The 22,258-nt window shown below is 64.8% G+C and carries 19 protein-coding genes; 18 read left to right on the top strand and 1 reads right to left on the bottom strand.

Annotated elements, in window-relative coordinates; genetic code table 11:
- Window positions 1-128 precede the first annotated feature (128 nt).
- The 13 genes from MRY80_RS13435 (at window position 129) to MRY80_RS13375 (ending at window position 16,542) form a co-directional block, all read left to right on the top strand.
- Complete coding sequence (locus MRY80_RS13435; RefSeq protein WP_293291533.1) at window positions 129-1,208, top strand: amidohydrolase family protein; 1,080 nt, start codon at window positions 129-131, stop codon at window positions 1,206-1,208.
- Entirely contained in the window at window positions 1,205-2,302 is a 1,098-nt protein-coding gene (locus tag MRY80_RS13430; RefSeq protein ID WP_293291532.1) for an amidohydrolase family protein, read from the top strand. The genes MRY80_RS13435 and MRY80_RS13430 overlap by 4 nt, the downstream gene beginning before the upstream one ends.
- Window positions 2,299-2,754 carry a Rieske 2Fe-2S domain-containing protein gene (locus MRY80_RS13425; RefSeq protein WP_293291531.1) on the top strand — a complete coding sequence of 152 codons (456 nt, stop codon included), beginning with the start codon at window positions 2,299-2,301 and terminating at the stop codon, window positions 2,752-2,754. The genes MRY80_RS13430 and MRY80_RS13425 overlap by 4 nt, the downstream gene beginning before the upstream one ends.
- Window positions 2,755-3,188: 434 nt before the next feature.
- Window positions 3,189-4,310, top strand: a complete 1,122-nt coding sequence (gene dctP, locus MRY80_RS13420) for a TRAP transporter substrate-binding protein DctP (protein WP_293291530.1) — start codon at window positions 3,189-3,191, stop codon at window positions 4,308-4,310.
- Between the two features lie 4 nt (window positions 4,311-4,314).
- Window positions 4,315-4,845, top strand: coding sequence for a TRAP transporter small permease (locus MRY80_RS13415; protein ID WP_293291529.1), 531 nt, complete (start codon window positions 4,315-4,317; stop codon window positions 4,843-4,845).
- A 10-nt stretch (window positions 4,846-4,855) separates the two neighbouring features.
- Window positions 4,856-6,169: a TRAP transporter large permease gene (locus MRY80_RS13410; protein ID WP_293291528.1), complete on the top strand. Its 1,314-nt coding sequence runs from the start codon at window positions 4,856-4,858 to the stop codon at window positions 6,167-6,169.
- Between the two features lie 13 nt (window positions 6,170-6,182).
- Window positions 6,183-7,781 (top strand): GMC family oxidoreductase N-terminal domain-containing protein, encoded by a 1,599-nt coding sequence (locus MRY80_RS13405; protein WP_293291527.1) that lies wholly within the window; start codon window positions 6,183-6,185, stop codon window positions 7,779-7,781.
- A gap of 158 nt (window positions 7,782-7,939) precedes the next feature.
- Complete coding sequence (locus tag MRY80_RS13400) at window positions 7,940-9,394, top strand: FAD-dependent oxidoreductase (RefSeq protein WP_293291526.1); 1,455 nt, start codon at window positions 7,940-7,942, stop codon at window positions 9,392-9,394.
- A gap of 79 nt (window positions 9,395-9,473) precedes the next feature.
- Window positions 9,474-10,370 carry a LysR family transcriptional regulator gene (locus tag MRY80_RS13395; RefSeq protein WP_293291525.1) on the top strand — a complete coding sequence of 299 codons (897 nt, stop codon included), beginning with the start codon at window positions 9,474-9,476 and terminating at the stop codon, window positions 10,368-10,370.
- 211 nt (window positions 10,371-10,581) lie between these two features.
- A complete protein-coding gene (locus MRY80_RS13390) occupies window positions 10,582-12,393 on the top strand; it encodes an EAL domain-containing protein (RefSeq protein WP_293291524.1) in 1,812 nt (603 codons plus the stop codon).
- 15 nt (window positions 12,394-12,408) lie between these two features.
- Window positions 12,409-13,662: a diguanylate cyclase gene (locus MRY80_RS13385; RefSeq protein WP_293291523.1), complete on the top strand. Its 1,254-nt coding sequence runs from the start codon at window positions 12,409-12,411 to the stop codon at window positions 13,660-13,662.
- Between the two features lie 20 nt (window positions 13,663-13,682).
- On the top strand, window positions 13,683-16,088 hold the full coding sequence (locus tag MRY80_RS13380; RefSeq protein ID WP_293291522.1) for an ATP-binding protein: 2,406 nt from the start codon (window positions 13,683-13,685) through the stop codon (window positions 16,086-16,088).
- 4 nt (window positions 16,089-16,092) lie between these two features.
- Window positions 16,093-16,542 (top strand): response regulator, encoded by a 450-nt coding sequence (locus MRY80_RS13375; protein WP_293291521.1) that lies wholly within the window; start codon window positions 16,093-16,095, stop codon window positions 16,540-16,542.
- 30 nt (window positions 16,543-16,572) lie between these two features.
- On the opposite strand, the gene MRY80_RS13370 is transcribed toward MRY80_RS13375, so the two are convergent.
- Window positions 16,573-17,175, bottom strand: coding sequence for a TetR/AcrR family transcriptional regulator (locus MRY80_RS13370; RefSeq protein ID WP_293291520.1), 603 nt, complete (start codon window positions 17,173-17,175; stop codon window positions 16,573-16,575).
- Between the two features lie 300 nt (window positions 17,176-17,475).
- On the opposite strand from MRY80_RS13370, the gene MRY80_RS13365 reads away from it, so the two are divergent.
- The 5 genes from MRY80_RS13365 to MRY80_RS13345 all read left to right on the top strand — a co-directional run bounded on the left by MRY80_RS13365 (window position 17,476) and on the right by MRY80_RS13345 (window position 22,223).
- Window positions 17,476-18,330, top strand: coding sequence for an ABC transporter ATP-binding protein (locus MRY80_RS13365; RefSeq protein WP_293291519.1), 855 nt, complete (start codon window positions 17,476-17,478; stop codon window positions 18,328-18,330).
- 28 nt (window positions 18,331-18,358) lie between these two features.
- Window positions 18,359-19,621, top strand: a complete 1,263-nt coding sequence (locus MRY80_RS13360; RefSeq protein WP_293291518.1) for an ABC transporter substrate-binding protein — start codon at window positions 18,359-18,361, stop codon at window positions 19,619-19,621.
- Between the two features lie 56 nt (window positions 19,622-19,677).
- On the top strand, window positions 19,678-20,454 hold the full coding sequence (locus MRY80_RS13355) for an ABC transporter permease (protein WP_293291590.1): 777 nt from the start codon (window positions 19,678-19,680) through the stop codon (window positions 20,452-20,454).
- Window positions 20,455-20,501: 47 nt separating this feature from the next.
- On the top strand, window positions 20,502-21,041 hold the full coding sequence (locus MRY80_RS13350; protein ID WP_293291517.1) for an OsmC family protein: 540 nt from the start codon (window positions 20,502-20,504) through the stop codon (window positions 21,039-21,041).
- Between the two features lie 69 nt (window positions 21,042-21,110).
- Window positions 21,111-22,223, top strand: a complete 1,113-nt coding sequence (locus MRY80_RS13345) for an acyl-CoA dehydrogenase family protein (RefSeq protein ID WP_293291516.1) — start codon at window positions 21,111-21,113, stop codon at window positions 22,221-22,223.
- The last annotated feature ends 35 nt before the right edge of the window (window positions 22,224-22,258 follow it).

Genomic DNA, 22,258 nt, shown 5'->3' with positions numbered 1-22,258 from the left:
CATTCCCGAAGCGGGCCTCGCGTGCAAGCGCACGATTTGCGACATCAGCTTTTGCAAATTACATGCTTCCGCGTACACGGCGCCCCAAATAAAATATGTGACCACGAGAATAATCGGGAGGAGCCATCGTGCCGTCACGCACCCAGTTGCGCATCGACGCGGATTTTCATCTGCCGCAGGCAGCCATCGGCGACTTGTTGCCGTTCCTCAACGAGCATTGGCGCAGCCAGGTCGCGGATCGCGAACTGCCGTCGATGCCGTTCAGGCTGACGTCCTATCCGGCGAACTCGCCGCTGACGCGCAACCCGTCCTACGAAGGTCTGGACGTCTCCGCCGCGCTGGACAAGTTCGACACCGGGATCGCGGTCGCATCGATGCTGCACGGCGTCGTCGCCCTGCACAATCCCGACATGCGGTCCGCGCTGCTGAGCGCCGTCAACGATTACGTCGCCAAGACCTGGCTCGACGCCGAGCCGCGCCTGCGCGGCTCCATCCTCGTCTCGGGCGAAGACCCGGCCGCCTCCGTCGCCGAGATCGAGCGCCTGGCCGGCGACAAGCGCTTCGTGCAGGTGCTCATGCTGGCGATGCAGGAAATCCATCACGGCAACCGCCATTACTGGCCGATCTACGAGGCCTGCGAGCGCCACGGCCTGACGATGGCCATCCATGCCGGCGGCCTTTATCGCATCCCGCCGAGCGTTTCGGGCTGGCCGTCGTTCCAGTTCGAAGATTACGTGATGCAGTCCATGGTCTTCGAGAACATCCTGACCGCGCTGATCGGCGAGGGCGTGTTCCAGAAGTTCCCGGATCTCAAGGTGGTCTTCCTTGAAAGCGGCTTCGCCTGGCTGCCGACCACGATCTGGCGCAACGACAAGACGTGGCGCGGCGTTCGCCAGGAAGTGCCTTGGCTCGACCGCAAGCCGTCGGAAATCATGGCGGGCCGTGTGTTCATGTCGCTGCAGCCGAGCGATCCGCCCGGACCCGACGAGCTGCGCCAGATCATCAAGCATATCGGCGGCACCGACATGCTGCTCTATTCCACGGACTATCCGCATCGCCAATTCGATGGCGGCAACGCACTGCCGGAAGGCCTGCCCGAGGACGCGATTCCGGGCATTCTGGCCGGCAACGCCCTGAAGGCCTATCCGCGCCTTGCCGACGATCCGATGGCAAGCCGCGCCGCCGAAACCCTGGAGGAAACGGCATGAACCAGCCGATCGTCGAAACGGACGCCGCGACGCGTCTGCGCATCATCGATTGCGACATCCACCCGGCGCAGAAATCCACCGAGGCGATGTTCCCCTTCATGGAGCAGCGCTGGATCGAGCACATGCAGACCTTCGGCACGCATACGCGCCAGGCGCTGGTCGGCCAGCTCGCCTATCCGCGCATGACCGCCAACGGCATGCGCATGGACTCCAAGCCCGAAGTGGGTCCGCCCGGATCCGACCTGCAGATGCTGCGTGACCAGCACCTCGATCCGCTCGGCATCGAGATCGGCAACCTGATCGCGCTGTCGCGCGGCGGCATGGAGGAACGCAATCCGGACCTCGCCGCGGCGATGGCCAGCGCGGTCAACCAGTGGCAGATCGCCGAATGGCTGGAGCCGGAACCGCGCCTGCGCGGCGGCATCGTGGTGGCGCAGGACAATCCCGATTCGGCCGTCGCCGAGATCGAGAAATATGCCGGCGATAAGCGCTTCGTGCAGATCATCATGTCGACGCGGCCGAACGAGACGCTCGGCACCCGCAAATACTGGCCGATCTATCGCGCCGCCGCCGAAGCCGGCCTGCCGATCGGCCTGCATCCGGTCGGTTTCTCCAACGGCAAGCCGTCGAGCGGTTCGGGCTGGCCGAGCTTCTATTTCCAGGAGCACTACACCTTCGTGCCCGGCGCCGAGGCGCTGGTGACGAGCCTCGTCATCGAGGGCGTTCTGGAAGCCTTTCCGAAGCTCAAGGTCGCGATCATCGAGGGCGGCTTCTCCTGGGCGCCGGCGCTCGGCTGGCGCATGGACAAGCATTTCGACACCTTCCACAAGGAAGTGCCGCATCTCAAGCGCAAGCCTTCGGAATACATGAAGGAGCACTTCTGGTGGGCGACCCAGCCTATGGAAGAGCCGAAGCGGCCCCGCGACATCGTCGATGTGATCGACTGGATCGGCTGGGACCGGCTCATGTATTCATCCGACTATCCGCACTGGGACTATGACGACGCCTATCGCATCTTCCGCTTCCCGGTCGAACCCGATCAGCGTGACGCCGTCCTGAGCGGCAACGCCAGCAAACTCTACGGTTACGCATGACCAGACACGTTGTTGCAGAAGTGGCCGGCTTCCCTGACAAGGGCATCCGCCGGGTCGAAGTCGCGGGCAGGGAACTCTGCCTGATCCGCCTGGGCGACGAGTTCTTTGCCCTGATGGACGTCTGCCCGCATGGTGGCGCGAAACTGTCCGGCGGCCGGCTGAGCGGCATGGTCGAAAGCGACGGGCCGGGCGACTACCGGCCTTGCCGCAATTCGGAAATGCTCAAATGCCCGTGGCACGGATGGGAATATGACGTGCGCACCGGTCAGTCATGGAGCGATCCGAAATCGACGCGCACCCGCGCCTACGCCGTCGAGGCGGTGAGCGGAGGGGACCTGGTGAAGGGCCCCTATGTCGCCGACACCGTGCCGGTCGAGGTCGATGGCGATTATGTCGTCGTCGAGTTCCCCGACAAGGCTGCGAGGCGTGTGGAAGCGGCCGAGAAGGCCTGACGCAACGACACGTCCGCCCTCGGAAGGCAGGCTCCTGCCTTCCGTCTTCACGCGTCAGACGCGAAAGAGCGGCGTCCGGATCGCGTGTTGCATGTATACAAATTGCGCGTGAAGGCGATTCAAAGTGTTGCTTTTCGCAAATTGCGAAAAGCGCTACCGCGATTTCAGTCATTCCCTGACAACGCGAGATTCACTAGCTTCTTTGCGGGAGGAAGCATCACCATGCCGGTATTCAGCAAGACGACGACATTGCGCGGGCGAAAGCCACGCATTTGTGTCGCCTGCGACCTGTATACAGGGCCTGCCGCTTTCACCATTTGACGATCGGCCTTGCGCATCGGACGGCAATCGCCGCCCGGCACGCTGGCTAACCTGTTTCGAACCGTGCGCTGAGCACGGGGAGGGCGCTCATCCAAGGGAGGAGAACTTTTACGATGAGAAAACTGCCTGCAATCGCCTCGGCCATGGCCCTGGCTCTTTCCACCACGGTCGCTTCGGCTGCCGAATACACCTATGGTTCGTGGGTTCCGGCCTCCGACTACATCAACGCCCACGCGCTGCCGGAAGTCTTCAAGCGCATCGAGGAATCCACGGACGGCCAGGTCAAGTGGAACCTCATCGCCGGCGGTCAGCTGGCCGGTGGCGTCGAGACCTTCGCCGCCGTGCAGGACGGGCTGATGGATGCCGGTGTCGCGGCGACCAACTACGTGCCGAACCTGCTGCCCTCGACCGCGACGCTCTACGGCCTCGCCGTGCCGGGTGACGATCCCGTCGCCGCAGCCGGCGCCGCCAACGAGGTGGTGATGCTGCATTGCCCCTCCTGCGTGAAGGAGCTGAAGGCGCTCAACATGGTCGGTCTCGGCGGTTACGCGTCCGCCCCCTACCTGCTGATCTGCCGCGAGCCGATCGAGACGGTCGACCAGTTGAAGAACCTGCGTGTTCGTGCCTCCGGCGCGCCGCTCAACATCATGCAGATGGCCGGCGCCAACACCGTCCAGGTGTCGCTGATCGAGACCGTGTCGCTGCTGCAGCGCGGCGGCGTCGATTGCACCACCGGCATCGGCGACTGGCTGAAGACCTTCGGCTACGGCGATTTCGCCAAGAACGTCACCGATTTCTCGCTCGGCGTGTCCGCGCCGATCCTCGGCATGATCATCAACCATGATGTCTGGGACGGTTTCACCACCGAGCAGAAGAGCGCGCATCTGGAAGCCATCGTGCATCTCTCCGCCGCGCACACGATCAACAACTTCATCATCAAGACGCGCGAAACGCTCGAAGACCAGATCGCCAACAACGGCGTGAAGATGATCGAGCCGAAGAACCCGGAAGAGTGGCAGTCCCTGATGGACAACTTCATCACGGAACAACGCAACATCGCCACCGACTTCGCCAAGGGCTTCGGTGTCGAGGAGCCGGAAGTGTTTCTCGATGCCTACGAGGAAGCCCTCGTGAAGTGGCGCGGTCTGTCCGCCGAGATCGGCACCGATGTCGAAGCATTCGAGAAGGCGCTCTGGGACGAGGTCTACTCCAAGGTTGATCCGGAAAGCCTGTAAATAGATGCTCGACCGGATCGATCGTGTTCTGGAATGGTGGTCGCGGGCGCTTTTGGCGCTCGCGATCCTCGCCGGGCTGGCGATGATGATCCACGTGACCGTGGATGTCTTCGCCCGCACGGTCTTCCACTCCCCACTCAAACAGACCAACCAGATGGTCGCGGCCTATTACATGATCGCCGCCGCCTTCCTCCCGATCGCCTTCCTAGGCAAGCATGACGACCACATCACGGCCGACGTCTTCACCGACTACATGGGCCCGCGGCTGCGTCACGTGCTGCTGATCTTCACCAACATTCTCGGCATGGCCTACATGTATGTTTTCACATGGCAGAGCTGGATTTCCGCCGGCCGGCGCACCGCGCAGGGCGAGGTTCTGGAAATCTCCGGCGGCTACATGATGGTGTGGCCCGGCCGCTGGCTGCTGCCGATCGCCGGCGCGAGCCTGTTCCTCTGCCTGGCGCTGCGCGTCGCTCGTCTGCTCCTGCACAAGGGCGTGGACGAAGAACATCATTCCCGCATTCCGGACGCGTGAGGCCTGATCGATGGACGGATTGATACTCAGCCTGGTTTGCCTGGGCGCGGTGCTGGCGCTCATCGCCATCCGCACGCCGATCGGCGTGGCGCTCGGCGTCGTCAGCTTCTGCGGGTTCTGGTACCTGCGCAATTTCAATGTCGCGCTCGGTCAGCTGCGCGAGATTCCCTATTACTTCGCCGCCAACTGGGACCTCTCGGCGATCCCGATGTTCCTGCTGATGGGCTCGATCGTCTATGTCTCGGGCATCGCCAGCGCGCTCTTCAAGGCGGCCCGTGTGTGGCTGCTGGCGCTGCCCGGCGGTCTCGCGGTCGCGGCGAACATCGCCTCCGCCGGCTTCGCCGCAGGCTGCGGCTCGTCCGTTGCGGCCGCCGCCGCCATGGGCCGGCTCGCCATCCCGGAGATGCGCAAGGCGGGTTACGAGAAGGGGCTCGCCACCGGCGTGGTCGCTTCGGCCGGCACGATCGCCGCGCTCATCCCGCCCTCCATCCTGATGGTGCTCTACGGCATCTTCGCGGAGACCTCGATCGTCGATCTGCTCATCGCCGGCATCATCCCCGGCCTGATGACCGCGGGCGCCTACACGATCATGATCATCATGCGCTGCCGGCTCAATCCGTCGATCGCCCCGCCGACCCATTATGAAGGCGACGATCTGTGGGGCGAGCGCTGGCGTTCGCTGGCCGAGATCTGGCCGCTCTTCGTCCTCGTGCTGGGCGTCATCGGCGGGCTCTATGCGGGCATCGTCACGCCGACGGAAGCCGGCGCGGGCGGATCGGCCCTCGCGCTCCTGATCGCCGTGGTGCAGCGTCGCATGACCTTCGCAAAACTGTGGGAAGCGGTGCGTGACGCCGTGACGACGACCGCGCAGATCTTCTTCGTCGGCGTCGGCGCCTTGATGTTCACCCGCCTGCTGAGCTTCTCGGGCGCCTCCAACATGCTGACGGATCTCGTCGCCCCGCTGGCGCTCGATCCGCTGATGATCGTGATCGCGATGACCGTGATCTACCTCATCCTCGGCATGTTCCTCGACCCGATCGGCATCATGCTGATCACCATGCCGGTGTTCATCCCGCTCCTGAAGGCGCTCGGCTTCGACCTGGTCTGGTACGGCGTCCTCGTGGTGAAGTTCATCGAGATGGGGATGCTGACCCCGCCGCTCGGCTTCAACGTCTTCGTGGTCAAGGGCGTCGCCGGGCCGGACTTCCCGCTGTTCACGATCTTCCGTGGCGTCGGCTGGTTCCTGGTCTGCGACCTGGTCGTGGTGGCGTTGCTGATCGCCTTCCCGCAGCTGTCCCTGTTCCTTCCAAGTTTCATGAATTGAGTGAGGCGTCGCGATGAGCGAACAGACCTATGACTACATCATCGCAGGCGGAGGCACCGCGGGGTGCCTCCTCGCCAACCGCCTGAGCGAGAAACCCGACACCCGCGTCCTGATGGTCGAGGCGGGCGGCTCCGGCCGGCATCCCTTCATCGAGATCCCGCTGATGCTGCCCAAGCTGCTCGGCAATCCGCGATTCGACTGGATGTACAAGACCGCACCCGAGCCGCATCTGGGCGGGCGCACCATCACCTTGCCGCGTGGCAAGGTGCTCGGCGGCTCGTCGGCGATCAACGGCATGGTCTATGTGCGTGGGCACCGCTGGGACTATGACAACTGGGCCGCGCAGGGCAATGACGGCTGGGCCTGGTCGGACGTGCTGCCCTATTTCATGCGCTCCGAGGGCTGGGTCGGCGAGGACCTTCAGGGCCACGGCCGCAACGGCGAATGGAAGATTTCCGATCCCGGCATGCGCTGGCCGGTGCTCGACGGCTATCTCGACGCCGCCGACGAGATCGGCATCAAGAAGACGCGCGACTACAATTGCGGCGAGAACGAAGGCGCCCAGTATTTCCAGTCGCTGATCCTCAAGGGCCGCCGCCAGTCGACCGAGAAGGCCTTCCTGCGCCCGGCCGCCGACCGGCCGAACCTGACCGTCGTCACCGGCGCGATGGCTGAACGCGTCGTCACCGACGGGCGCCGCGCGACGGGCCTCGTCTTTCGCCAGAACGGGCAAAGCGTCACGGCGACCGCGACGCGCGAAGTCATCCTGTCTTCGGGAGCCTATGGCACGCCGGCCCTCATGGAGCGGTCGGGCATCGGCCAGGCCGACAGGATCAAGGGGCTCGGCCTCGAGGTGGTCCACGACCTCCCGGGCGTCGGCGAGAACCTGCAGGATCACTGGCACATCCGCATCACCCATCGCGTCCAGAACACGACGACGCTCAACGGCCGCGCGGGAAGCTTCTTCGGCAAGGCGCTGATGGCGGCCGAATACGGGCTGTTCCGAACGGGACCGATGTCGGCGCAACCGCCGCTTCTGGCCGTCTTCGCCCGCGTCATGGAGGACGCGCCGGCACCCGACGTGCAGATCCACACCTCGGCGGCGAGCTACGATCGCGTCGGCGGGCCGATGCACGACTATCCGGGCATCACCTCGTCGGTCTGCATCCTGCGGCCCGAGAGCCTCGGCCACTGCCACGCGACCAGCACGGAGCCGGCCGAGCAGCCCGAAATCGTGCACAACTTCCTCGCTACCGACTATGATTGCGAGATCGCGGCCCGCTCGGTCGAACTCGTCCGCAAGATCACCGCGGCCCCGGCCATGGCGAAATACGCGCCGCAAGAGACCTCGCCCGGTCCCGCCAAGACGTCGCGCGAGGAACTGATCGACTATGCGCGCCAGACCGTCGCCACCACGTTCCATCCTGTCGGGACGGCGAAGATGGGGCAGGGCGCGGACGCCGTGGTCGACGCGAAGCTGAAGGTCCATGGCATGGACGGTCTTCGCGTGGTCGACGCCTCGATCATGCCGACGATCCCGTCGGGCAACACCTGCGCGCCGGTGGTGATGATCGCCGAACGCGCGGCGGACCTGATCCGCGCCGCCGCCTGACGGGCGGCGCGCAGCTCTCCCGAGCTGTTGCGAAACGCGAAAGGCGGGTTCGCGACACCGGCCGTTCATCGGACGCGCGACCGCACGTAGTTACGATGGGGAATGGAAAGACAGACGCCGCGGGATGATCCTCCCGGCGAAGACAGAAAGGCCTCACCATGAGCGACCAGAAACCTCGCGTTCAGGAGATCCGGCAGTCGGAAGACCGGTTCCTCTCCTCCGACATCTTCGACGAGCGCAGCCACACCTTCGCGCCGCGCAACGGCAAGGGCACGATGATCGAACCGCAGCGCGAGATCGCGATCTACCACAATTGCGATGTGCTCGTGGTCGGCGGCGGCACGGCCGGAACCGCCGCGGCGCTCGCCGCCGCGCGCACCGGCGCCGATGTCGTGGTGCTGGAGCGCTACAACCATCTCGGCGGCCTCTCGACGGGCGGCGCCGTCATCTGGATCGACCGGATGACCGACTGGGACGGCAACCAGGTCATCCAGGGCTTCGCCAAGGAAGTCATCGACCGCCTGCCGGCCGATGCGGTCGCCGGGCCGGAGCGCAAGCTCTGGGGCGTCAAGGACGACGCGCTGGCCAAATACTGGCGGCTGCGCACCTCCGCCTTCCACGGCATCGTCACCTGGGCGCCGACGCTGGATCCCGAACGGATGAAGCTCACCACCCAGGAGATGCTGATCGAGGCCGGCGTGCGCATCGTCTACCACTCCTGGATGTCGGTCCCGGTCGTCGAGGACGGCGCGGTCAAGGGTGTCGTCTTCGAGAGCAAGGAGGGCCGCCAGGCGCTGATGGCCAAGGTCGTCGTCGACTGCACCGGCGACGGCGACGTCTTCTCGCGCGCCGGCGGCGGGTTCGACACCGACATCGAGGAGGGCGACGTCCACCATTCGGCCAATACCGGCTTCATGCTGTGCGGCGTGGACATGGAGACCTGGCTCGACTTCCGCCTGAACGAACCGGAGGCCTTCGCCGAACTCAACAAGCTCGGCCGCGAGACGCTCGGCTTCTTCCAGGCGCCCTACGTGTCCTGGCGCAATGACGTCGCGCTGTTCCTCGGGCCGCGCCAGTCCGGCCTGTCCGCCGTCAATGTCGACGACCAGACCGAGCTCGAAATCCGCTCGCACCGCTTCATGCGCACCCACTGCGAGTTCTTCCGCAAGCATGCGCCCGGCTTCGAGAAGGCCTGGATGATGCTCAGCGCGTCGCAGCTCGGCGTGCGCCACACGCGTCGCCTGCAGGGCGTCGGTCGCGTCGAGCGGGCGCAATGGGACAAGGGCGAGGTGCTGCCCGACGAGATCGGCGTGAGCCCGTCGGTGTCGCCGAAATTCCCGGTGATCTCGGTGCCCTATGGCGCGCTGGTGCCGGCCCGTCTCGATGGGGTTCTGGCGGCCGGGCGGCACATTTCCTGCGACGCGAACTCGCATGGCTTCATGCGCGAGATCCCGCAATGCTGGCTGACCGGGCAGGCCGCCGGCGCGGCAGCGGGCGTGGCCGCCAACCGGGGCGTTCAGCCGCGCAACGTCGATATCGGCGAAGTGCAGGAGACTTTGCGCAAGCAGGGCGCGGTGGTGCGCAGCCGGGTGCTCGCCGAGGCGGCGGGCTGAGGCGTGGACGCGTCTTCATCGGTCCGTTTTCCGCTCCCGGCGTTGACTCGCGGGGTGATTGCGGCTCCGATCCCCTGAAATGGACGTCTTTTCAAACATCAAGGCCTTCCTGACCGTCGCGCGGCTCGGCAGCTTCTCCGCTGCCGCCCGCGAGGCGCACACCGTGCCGTCGGTCATTTCCAAGCGCATTTCGCAGCTCGAACACCAGCTGAAGACGCAGCTCTTCATGCGCTCCACCCGCGGGCTGGAGCTGACCGAGGCCGGTTACGGCTACCAGCAGCGCTTCATCGCGCTGATGGACGAGCTCGATTCCGCGCTGGCGGGTGGCGACGGTGCGGCGCTGCCACAGGAACACATCCGCATCAAGTGCCCCTCGACGCTGCTCGCGATGCATCTGAGCGACGTGCTCATCAAGTTCCGTATCGAAAATCCCGGCGTGCGCATCGACCTGATCATGATCGACCGGACGGTGAACCCGCTGGAGGAGGGCTATGATTTGGCGCTCGGCGCCTTGCCCGCGACCTATCCGCATGTGCTCGACGTCCCGCTCTGCCCGTTGCCGCGGATGATCGTGGCTTCGCCCGACTATCTGAGGCGCCGCGGGCTTCCTACCCATCCGCGCGACCTCGCCAACCATGATTGCATCATCTTCCCGGCCAGCGGTACGCGCTGGACGTTTGACGGCCCGTCCGGCGAGTCCTCCGTGGAGGTCAACAGCGTCTTCAGCACGACCGACAGCCGCATTCTGCGCGACGCGGCCGTGGCCGGCGTCGGCGTGACGATCGTCTCGGAATACATGGCGCGACTGCCGCTCGATGCCGGTCGGCTCGTGGAAATACTTCCCGACTACAAGGTGCCGGAACTCTACATGAAGGTGCTGGTGCCCGAGAGCCGCAAGACCAGCCCCACGGTCCGGGCGATCGTCGAGGCCCTCGTGTCCGCGTCGCAGCCGATGCCGCCATGGGAACGCGATTGAACGTCCCGCTCCGAGTGTTTGTCGTCTTTGCTGCGCTGCAGCATGTCTCGGGCAAGATGAATTCGACTTAAGTCTCACTTTTCAGAAGACAAGGTGACGGCCCATTTTCGGTCCTATTGTGAATATTCGATTCACAATATGTTAGGGTCTGATTTGTACCGTTTTAGGCTCAGAAAACCTCGCCACTCGGAGGAGCGTGAGGCAATGGACAATGAACAATAACAATAAGTCCGCTGTGTCGGGTCGGTTTTCCGTCCTTCTCGTCGAAGACAATCCCGGTGATCGCCGCCTTGCGGAGTTCGCGCTCATGCAAGGTGCAGAGGCGGAAGATGCCTCATGCGACCTGTCCCCGGTCGGTTCCCTCAAGGAGGCGAAGCGGCTGCTCGAGGACGATGATCGCGTGTTCGACATCGTGCTTCTCGATCTCGGCCTGCCCGACGCCAAGGGCATCGAGACCCTTGGGGGCCTGCGCGACACCGATCCCGACATTCCCGTCGTCATCCTCACCGGCGAATCCGACGACCTCCTGGCCGGCGAGGCGCTCAAGCACGGCGCGTCCGACTATGTCGAGAAATCCGAGCTGGGAGCGCGGTCGCTCTGGCGCGCGGTGCGTTACGCGATCGAGCGCAAGAGGCACGAGCACGAACTCATGCGCCTGGCGAAGACGGATGCCCTGACCGGCGTCAGGAACCGCCGCGCGTTTTTCGACATCCTCGAACGGTCGCTCGAGAACGCCCGCCGGACGGATTTGTGTTTCGCCGTGCTGATGATCGACATCAACGGCTTCAAGCAGGTCAACGACATTTTGGGCCACAGCGCCGGCGACGACCTGCTCAAGACCATCGCCGGTCTCCTCACCACTCAGTTGCGCCGCACCGACACCGTGGCGCGGCTCGGCGGCGACGAGTTCGCGGTGATCGCGACCAATCTCAAATCGCCCAACAGCGCGCTCGAGATCGCCGAGAAGATCCGCAGGTCGGTCCGCGAGATCGGCGCGCTGAAGGATTCGTCGCTGCGCCCGTCGGCCAGCATCGGGATCGCGGTCTACCCGGACGACAATTCGCCGGCCGACGTTCTCGTCTCCCATGCCGACACGGCAATGTACCGGTCGAAGCGCGATCCGGCCGGCGCGGCCTACTACTATGACGAGGCCATGCATCGCGAGGCCGTGCATCGTCACAAGATCAAGACGAACATGATCAGCGACATAAAGGGCGGCAAGTTCTATCTCGACTATCAGCCGATCGTCGATGCGACGACTCATGGGATCGTCGGCCTTGAGGGGCTGGCGCGCTGGAAGGACGCTGACGACAAGATCATCGCGCCGAGCGAGTTCATTCCGATTGCCGAGGAGTGCGGCTGGATCTCGACGCTCGGCGCCTGGCTGATCGACGAGGCCTGCAAGTTCATCCTCGAGATGGAGGAGGCGTCTCTGCCGGCGATCCCGATCTCGATCAACGTGTCTCCGGTGCAGTGCCGGGAGCCCGGCTTCGCGCTTGAGGTCACCAGCACGATACTCCGCCACGGCGTCGATCCGGCGCTGATCAACATCGAGATCACCGAATCGGCGATCATGCAGGACATCGAAACCGCGAGCCGCAGCCTGAGGCTGCTGAAGGATGCGGGTCTGGGCGTGCATATCGACGATTTCGGAACGGGTTACTCCTCCCTGTCCCATCTGAAGGACCTGCCGCTGAACCATTTGAAGGTCGATCGCAGCTTCGTCAGCGAGATGATGAATGAGACCGGCTCCCGCCGTATCGTCGCGGCGGTTGCGGGACTGGCGAAGACGCTTGATTTCAAGACTGTCGCGGAAGGCGTCGAAAGCGCGGAGCAGGCGCAGGCTCTGGCCGATCTCGGGATCGACTACCTGCAGGGCTACTATTTTTCGCGCCCCGTCTCTGTCGCCCATCTCAAGCATTGCCTTGCGAATGGCGGATGCATCAACAGCGGCAAGTCCGCACGGATTCTGTCCCTGTCCGACCGCCGCGCCAGCCGCGCGGCGGCGGAATCCAATGGTTGATCGGGAGGATGTGTCATGTGGAAACCCGACGCGGAGTATGACGGCCCCATTCGGGTCATCGTCATCGAGAACGGCGAGCCTTCGACAAGCCGGCTGAAACGGCTTCTCGCCAAGGATCGCACGCTGGACATCGCCTATGCGAACGAATGGCATCAGGTGAGAACGGCGCTCACGGGCGGCGTCTACGACGTCGCCATCATTCACGGCGGCATCGGCGAGGACACCGCCTTCGGTGTCAACGAGCGGCTCAAGGATCTCGCTGAAACGCCGCCGGCAACGATCATGTATGGCGGCCAGAATTCCTCCCAGCTGATGCGAAGGGCGTTCCGCCTGGGCTTCAGCGACGTCATCAGCGCCGATGATCCGCTCGACGACGGGCTGTTCCGGTCGATCGCCTACGCCTCATCGGTGTTCCGCAGCGCCCGGCAGAAGCGCAGCCAGATAGAACGGCTGGAGCGGCTGGCCCAGCGTGACGCGCTGACCGGCTTGCCGAACCGTTGCTTCCTTGAGGAAAGACTGGGACAGCTCCGGGCTCTCTCGAACCGATGCGAGGTCAGCTACCAGCTTGTGCTGCTCCGCATCGTGGAAGCGGGAGAGGTCGCGGCGCGTTTCGGGTTTCATGCCGCCGAAAGGATCGTCTACGACTGTGGTGCGGCATTGCGGGCCACGGCGCGCAATTCCGACGATTTCGGGCGGGTCGATTTCGACACGTTCTTCTATCTCCTCGACAATGCGATCGGTACGCCGGACCTCGACGCGCTCGTTGACCGGCTGGCAGGAGCGATGGCGGTCTCCGTGCAGACAGATGAACTTTCGGTGACGGTTTCCGCGCGAACGGCGATGGCGTCCTTCCCGTCGGGAGAACTGGCGCCCGATGCGTTCATTGCAGAGCTGCGAGGCGGCCTGCGGTTCAGGCCTTCTGCCGAGGGCGAGGCGCCTTCCCGGGTGATGGCATCGCAGGCCGATCCTCAGGTTCAAGCCAAGATGGCACCTGTGGACGCGGACGGAGCGATCGACCGCAACTCCAACCGTCGCGCGGAGCATCGCCGCCGCGTCTTCAAGCGGGGCGCGATCGTGCTCAACAACGGCTTCAGCACGGTGAGTTGCACGATCCGCGACGTCTCGGAGGGCGGCGCCCGCATCGTGGCCGACGGCCAGTTCGTGGCGCCCGACCGCTTCGAACTGCTCTTCGTGGAGAGCGGGCAGCGGTTTGTCGCCCAGAAACGCTGGCAGGCGCAGAACCAGATCGGCCTGCAATTCGTAGCCTGACGGAACCGAGAGTACGGACCATGGTGGACTACGAAATCGCGCCGGGCGCGGCGAAAGCGTCCCGCGCGCTGGCCGGCGTCTTTGCTCCCGGCAAGGTGAGGTTCGGCCTGCGCGCCAAGATCACGCTGGCCATGATCGCCATCAGCGTTGTCTCGCTGGCGTCGCTGACCTTCTACATGTATCGCGGGGTCGATCTCCTGACCGAGCGCGACCTGACGCGCCTGTCGAGGAGCGTCGGCATCACGGCGTCGCGGCTTGCCGCCGAAATGGACAACTACCGCAAGGACACGCTGTTCCTGTCCAAGACGCCGCCCATCATGGGGATTCACCGGGCGCATGACGCCGGTGGCATCGATCCTGCCGACGGCTCGACGGACGTCTTGTGGCGGGACCGGCTCGCAACCATCTTCACTGGTTTGCTGGAGGCGCGGCCCGAATACATCCAGGCCCGCTACATCGGCGTCGATAACGGCGGTCGCGAGTTGGTGCGCGTGGACCGCCGGACGTCCGGCGCGATCGAAACGACGCCGCCCGAACTGCTGCAGGCGAAGGCGGACCGTCCCTATTTCATGGACGCCGCACTGTTGAACGCGGGCATGGTCTATTTTTCCGACATCGACCTGAACCGGGACTTCGGCGCGATCGAAGTGCCGCATCGCCCGGTCGTGAGGACGGCGACCCCGATCCGCGACGGCAATGGCAAACTGCTCGGGATGGTCGTCATCAACATCGACTTCCAGTTCCTCCTCGACAGGACCGCGGGGGAAATCCCCGATCAATTTTCCCTCTATGTCGCCAATTCCCATGGCGATTTCCTCGACCATCCCATCGCGGCACGCGCCTTCGGCTTCGATCTCGGTCACCGATACCTGCTCCAGGAGGAGCTGCCGCAAATGGCTGGCGTCGTCGCCGACAGGGTCGCTGGGTTCGCCGGCCTGATCGACGTGGAGGGCGGTCGTCATCTCGCCGTGGCGGAGGCCGTCTCCTACGATCCCTCCGACCGCGAGCACGACATCATCCTGGCGACGGTGGCGCGCGAGGCCGGCCTCTCGGCGGAAGCCCGCGCCCTCCAGAAGGGAGCCCTTCTGGCCGGCACCGTGATGCTGGCCTTGAGCATGGTGGCGATCGTCTGGCTGGTGGACTTGATCGTCCGGCCGCTGACCGGCATGACGCGCATGGCGATGGGCATTGCGGCGGGCGACCGCGCCATCGACGTGTCGGGCTTCGCCGGCCGTCGCGACGAAATCGGCAACCTCGCCAACTCCTTCGCGACGATGACCGGGGAAATCGCCAGGCGGGAAGGCGAACTCATCGAGCAGAAGAACGCACTCTACCAATCCGAGGCGCTGTTTCGCGAGACGGTGGAATTCGCGCCGGACGGCCTGCTCATCGTCGATGCGGACGGAATGATCGTCCTGGCGAACTCCGCCGTGCAGAGCACTTTCGGCTACAGGCAATCCGAACTGATCGGAAAGCCGGTGGAGATGCTCGTTCCCGACGCAGCGCGCCAGAAGCACAGGGCGTCGCGGGCGGCATACGCGATGGCTCCGACCCGCAGGAACATGCTGTCGGGCTTGGACATTGTCGGTCAGGCGAAGGATGGCGCGTCGATCCCCGTCGAGGTGAGCCTCGGCCCTGCGAACCTGCAGGGCGACCGCGTCACCCTCGCGATCATCCGCGACGTGAGCGAACGCCGCGAACTCGAACGCACGCTCTCCGGCTATGCCGCGGAACTCGAGCGGTCCAACGCCGAACTCTCGCAATTCGCCTACATCGCCTCGCACGACCTGCAGGAACCGCTGCGCATGGTCGACAGCTACGTCAACCTGCTGGCGCGGCGCTACAAGGGCAAGCTCGACGAGGAGGCGGACGAATTCATCGGCTTCGCCACAGACGGCGCCCGCCGGATGAAACAGCTCATCAACGAGCTGCTCGACTATTCGCGGGTCAGCAACCGGCCCCTGAAGCTGGCGAGCGTCGATACGGGCGCGATGGTCACCCGCGTGACGGACCTGTTGCATGACCGGATCGTGGAGGCCGACGCCGTCATCACGGTCGCCGACATGCCGACGGTCTCCGCCGACCCGGGTCAGCTCGAACGGCTCTTCGTCAACCTCGTTTCCAACGCGATCAAGTACCGGGGAGAGGACGCGCCGAAGATCGACATCACTGTCGAGCTTAAAGACGGCATGTACGAATTCTCGGTGCGCGACAACGGCATTGGCATCGCACCCGAGTTCAGGCAGAAGGTCTTCGAGATCTTCACCCGGCTGCACAGCCGGGCGGAATATGACGGAACCGGCATCGGGCTGGCGTCCTGCAAACGGATCGTCGAGCGTCATGGCGGAGAGATCTGGGCCGAGGGTTCGGAAACGGTAGGATCCGTCTTCCGGTTCACCTTGCCCGCGCAAACGAAGGAAGCCTAGCGCCGTGCCCAACCGCTCATTCGGCCGCCCGATCGAAATCCTGCTCGTCGAAGACAACCCTGCCGATGTCCGGCTGACACAGGAAGGTCTCAAGGAGGCCAAGGTGTCCAATGTCATGCACGCGGTCGGCAACGGCAAGGACGCCCTGGACTACCTCTTCCAGCGCGGCACCTATGCGGATGCCAGTCGACCCGACCTTGTCCTGCTCGATCTCAACCTGCCTGGGGTCAGCGGCTACGACGTGTTGATCGCGGTCAAGGCAGATCCGGACTTGAGAACCATTCCGGTCGTGGTGCTGACATCGTCCGAGTCGGAAACCGACCGCACCCGTGCCTACGAGCAGCACGCGAACTGTTTCATCTCCAAGCCGGTCGACTTCGACGGCTTCCTCGAGATCGTGAAGTCGATCGAGGATTTCTGGTTTTCCGTCGTCAGCCTGCCGCCGACGAAATAGCGACAGTCGGGGACGCGCGTGGGGGGCGTCCTATTCCGCGGTCAGCAAGCGGGCGGCAGCGTTGCGCGCATGGTCGGCGACGCCGGGATCGCGCGTGATCAGGGCCGCGACGATGGCGCCATCGATGAGCAGGTTGAGCTCATGCGTCAGCCCGTCCGGATCCTGCGGCCGCGCCACCTGGGCCAGTTCGTTGATCTTTCCCAGCACGATCTTCTTGTGCTTGAGCGTCAGGAGGCGGATCCGGTCGTCTTCCTTGTCATGCTCGCCGACGGCGTTGATGAACGGGCAGCCGTAGAAATTCTCCTCCGCGAACCACGTCTTCAGCACGTCGAAGAGATGCACCAGCTTGTTGGCGGCGTCGCCCGGCAGGGCGTCCACCTCGTCGGAGAACCAGTCGCGCCAGGTTGAGCCCTCGCGCTCCAGCACGGCCTCGATCAGGCCCTCCTTGGAGCCGAACGCCTTGTAGAGCGTGGTCTTGGCGGTTCCCGCCGCCGCGACGATGGCGTCCACGCCCGTCGCGTTGATCCCGTACCGGCAGAAGAGGTCGCTCGCCGCGAGCAGGAGCCTTTCGCGCGCGGCCCCCGGATACTGGGCGATATTGTCCGCGGGTGTCTGTGCTGTCGTGGCGGTCACGGTGCCCTCGCAGGTGTTCCGAATGAACGGGGTGAACAGAACGATCATTCTCCCTTAGAGGGCCGCGCGGGCATTTTCAACGAAAAGACGCGTCCGGCCCGGCAGTGTACCTGACGTACACCGCGACGCGGATTCTGACGTTTTTGAAGGCAGCGCCTCATCTTTGTGCAGCGCGAAAATCCCGGTCTTCCGGGGTTTTTCGAAAAGAATCAAAGGAAACAGACCGTTATGTTTCCTCATGCGAACTGGCACGCATTCTGCATAAGAGAAAACAGAACGGTTTGTTGCATAAGGGGAAGCATGTTGAAGGGCGCGCATCTAGCTGTGGAGAAGGTCAGCCACACCTACCGACGTGGTCGCCAGCAGGCCCTTGTCGACATCGACCTTGAAGTGAAGCCGGGGGAGGCGCTAGCCCTCGTCGGCCGGTCCGGTTGCGGCAAGTCGACGCTTCTTCACATCATGTCGGGCCTGCTCGCGCCGAGCGCCGGCAAGGTGTGGATCGACGGCGCGAAGGTCGAGGAACCGTCGCCGCGCTGGGTCGTGATGTTCCAGCAGCCCTCGCTCTATCCCTGGATGACGGTCGCCCAGAACGTCGCGCTCGGCCTGCGCTTCACCGGTCGGTCGCGCGAGATCGCCAGCCGTGTCCCCGAGATGCTGAAGCTGGTGGAACTGTCCGACTACGCCGACCGCAACGTCCAGGATCTCTCCGGCGGTCAGCAGCAGCGCGTCGCGCTGGCGCGCTCGCTCGCCCCGTCGCCCGAGATCCTCTTCCTCGACGAACCCTTCTCCGCCCTCGACGCCTTCACTCGCGGCAGCCTGCAGCGCGACGTGCGTCGCATCGCGCGGGAACTGGGCATCACGCTGATCCTCGTCACGCATGACCTGCCGGAGGCCGTGACCATGGCCGACCGTGCCGTGGTCCTGTCGGCCAATCCCGGCCGCATTCGCGAGATCGTGCCGATCGAACTGGAGAACCGCGACGATCTCCGCACGGCCGAATACGCCAAGGCGCGCGGACGGCTCGCGGCCGCCTACGAACATGCCGCCGGCCTCGGCCTCGCACCGGGCGCCGAACCGGCCTCTGCGAAACGTGCCGCCACCGGCGGCGGTGAAGACGGGCAGGGGCGCAACGCCGCTCTGCCCGCGGCCCGTTGAACCCAAACCAGCAGCGAAAGGAAGACCGATGACCGACAAGTCCAAGACCCCGACAGACGTCACCGACTGGGACGACGAGTATTTTCCCACCGACTTCACGCGTCGTCAGACCCTCGACATGTTCGCCGCCGGCGGCCTGATGGCGGCCCTCGGCCCGCTGATCGGCGCCATGAGCACTCCGGCTTTCGCTGCCGCCAGCGACGAGGTCGTGCGCACCGGCTACCTCCCGATCACCGACGCCACGGCGCTGCTCGTCGCCCACGGCATGAACTTCTTCGAGGAGGAGGGCCTTAAGACGGAGCGGCCGACGCTCATCCGCGGCTGGTCGCCGCTCGTCGAGGGCTTCGTCTCCGGCAAGTTCAACCTGGTGCACTTCCTCAAGCCGATCCCGGTCTGGATGCGCTACAACAACAACATCCCCGTCAAGCTGATGGCCTGGGCGCACACCAACGGTTCCGGCCTGGTGGTTGGCGGCCACACCGACATCACCGATTTCAGCCAGCTCGGCGGCAAGCAGGTGGCGGTGCCCTTCTGGTATTCGATGCATAACATCGTGCTGCAATATGCGCTGCGCAAATCGGGCGTGAAGGCGGTCATCAAGGGCGAGGGTGAAGCGCTCGCCGCCGACGAGTGCAACCTGCAGATCCTGCCGCCGCCGGAGATGCCCGCAGCGCTCGCCTCCAGGAAGATCGACGCCTACATCGTCGCCGAGCCGTTCAACGCGCTGGGCGAGATCAAGGCCGGCGCCCGCATGCTGCGCTTCACCGGCGACATCTGGAAGAACCACCCGTGCTGCGTGATCTGCATGCACGAGCAGGCGACGACGGAAAAGAAGGAGTGGACCCAGAAGGTCATGAACGCGGTCGTCCGCGCGCAGATCTACGCGTCCAACAACAAGAAGGAAGCCGCAAGGCTGATGTCGAAGGACGGCGAGGGCTTCCTGCCGATGCCGGCCGAGGTCGTCGAGCGCGCCATGACCCTCTACACCGAAGAGGAGTCGTATGCGCAAAGCGGCGCGATCAAGCATGCCGCCGAGTGGGGCAACGGCCGCATCGACTTCCAGCCCTGGCCCTATCCGTCGGCCACCAAGCTGATCGTCGAGGAAATGAACAAGACCGTGGTCGGCGGCGACACGACCTTCCTCGACAATCTCGATCCGCAATTCGTGGCCGACGACCTCGTCGATTACGAGTTCGTCAGGAACGCGCTCGAGAAATACCCGGAATGGAAGGACGATCCGTCGGTCAACCCGGGCGATCCGTTCAACCGTGAAGAGGTTCTCGAGCTGTGAGCACGGACATCACAGCCGATCCGGCCGCGCTTGCGGCCGGATCGGAGCCCGACCGCGTGAACCACTTCCAGTTGCTCCGGGGCCTCGGCTTCGCGGCGGTCGGCATGGTGCTGCTTCTGGCGATGTGGTGGGTCGGCGGTTACGCGGTCCAGAACAATCCGGCGACGACGGCCTTCGCCGACTTCGCGCCGGGCCCCGCGCTCAGCCGTCTGCAGGACATGCTGTCCAGCGGCGAGGCGTGGGAGATGACTGTGCCCAGCCTGCAGCGCGTGCTGCAGGGCATGGTTATCGCCATCGCGATCGGCGTGCCGGTGGGCATCCTGATCGGCCGCGTGCAGGTGCTGCGGGAAATCACCAACATCCCGTTCCAGTTCCTGCGGATGATCTCGCCCCTGTCGTGGATGCCGATCGCCGTGATGGCGTTCGCCACCTGGGACGGCGCTATCGTCTTCCTGATCGCGGTGGCCGCCGTCTGGCCGATCCTGTTCTCGACGGCCGCCGGCCTGCGCCGGGTCGATCCGTCCTGGTTCAAGGTGGCGCGCAATCTCGGCGCACGTCCCTGGCACATGCTGTTCGTCATCATCTTCCCGGCGATCAGCCAGGACATCCTGACCGGCATCCGCCTGGCGCTGGGCGTCGCCTGGATCGTGCTGGTGCCCGCCGAATATCTCGGCGTCACCTCCGGCCTTGGCTACTCGATCAACGATGCCCGCGACACGCTCGAATATGACCGGCTCGCCGCGACCGTCGTGATCATCGGGGTCATCGGCTTCCTGCTCGACTTCGCCTGCCAGCAGGCGATCGCGAAACTCAGCTGGCACCGCGAAGACTGACGCGGGCCGAACGTCAACCAATCAGGGACAGAAAGAGGAGAATCCAAATGTCCAGCCAACCCGCAACCGCCCTGACGGGCTGCCTCGCGCCCATCGACAAGACGGGTCTCGAAGGCCTCATCGAGAAGGGCAAGGCCGACCCCAAGGCCGTCAAGACGCTGAAGTGCAAGACGGTGGCCGAAGGTCGCTTCCGCCACGCCAACTACATCCGCGATCTCGAGCCCTACATCGTCGACGAGCCGCCGGGCCTGCTTGGCGACGACACCGCGCCAAACCCGTCGGAAGCCTCGCTCGCCGCGCTCGGTTCCTGCATCGCCGTCGGCCTGCACGCCAACGCCGTCCATCGCGGCATCACCGTCAACTCGCTGGAAGTCGAACTGGAAGGCGATCTCAACATCACCGCCGTCTGGGGCACGGGCGACGTGTCCGAGAAGCCGGTCGGCTTCACCGACGTGCGCATCATCGTCCACATGGACGCCGACGCGCCGCAGGAGACGATCGACGAGCTGGTCGCCCATGTCTGCCAGTGGTCGCCGGTGTTCAACACCTTCTCGCGTCCGGTGAACATGGAAGCCAAGTCCGCGTGATCCGAACGGGCCGCGTCCGCCGCCCGGCGGGCGCGGCCCCTGCCAAACCCATTGTCCAGGAGATCCGAGATGAACATCGTCGCTCCCATCAGCACCCTAGATTTTGACGAGATCGAGCGGATTTCGTCCAACGACCTGACGTCTCTCGTCCGCAAGATCGACGATGAGCGCGTCTACCCGGAAGAGATCGTGCGCGCATATGGCGCAGCGGGAGCGTTCGGCACCCATGTCGGCGGCGTGAACGGCAATGTCGATCTGACCGACGCCATCATGGCCATGGCGCGCGCCTCCGAGGTGTGCCTGTCCACCGGCTTCTGCGTGTGGTGCCAGGACACGCTGGCCTGGTACATCGCCTCGTCGGACAATGACCTTCTCAAGACCGAGGTGCTTCCCAAGGTCGCCAAGGGTCAGTCCCTCGGCGGCACCGGCATGTCCAACCCGATGAAGGCCATCGGCGAGATCGAGCGCATGCGCTTGAAAGGCGAGCGCGTCGAGGGCGGCTACAAGGTCAAGGGCGTGCTGCCCTGGGTCTCCAACTTGGTCGAGGACGGCTATTTCGGCACGGTCTTCGACGTCGAGGTCGACGGGCAGGACAAGCCGAAGCGCGTCATGGCGATCATCCATGCGGGCTGGGAAGGCATCAGCCTCAGGCTCGACCACGAATTCGTCGCCATGGGCGGCACCGCGACCTGCAACGTGCAGTTCCGCGATGTCTTCGTGCCCGACGAATACCTGCTCGGCGATCCGGCCGAACCCTTCATCAAGCGCATCCGCGCCGGCTTCACGCTGCTGCAATGCGGCATGGCCGCCGGCATCGTCAAGAACTGCATCGACCTGATGAAGCAGGTGCAGGGCCCGCTCGGCCACGTCAACAAGTACCTGGAGAAGCAGCCGGAGGACATCGAGGCCGAGTACGACGCGCTGGTCGCCGACGTGCTCGCGATGGCCAAGACGCCCTACGAGACCTCCGACGCCTTCTACAAGCGCGTGCTGCAGGCGCGCCTGAAGGGCGGCGAACTCGCCGTCGAGGCGGCGCACTGGGCGCAGTTGCATTGCGGCGCACGCGGATACGTCACGCAGGGCGCGGCGCAACGCCGCCTGCGCGAGGCCTATTTCGTGGCGATCGTGACGCCGGCCACCAAGCATCTGCGCAAGATGATCGCCGAACTCGACGCAGCCTGACCCGTACTTCTCCCCCGCCAACTCCGAATGGAAAG

Source organism: Oricola sp., assembly GCF_022763245.1.
GTDB lineage: Bacteria > Pseudomonadota > Alphaproteobacteria > Rhizobiales > Rhizobiaceae > Oricola.
This window is presented reverse-complemented; position numbering and strand designations above follow the sequence as displayed.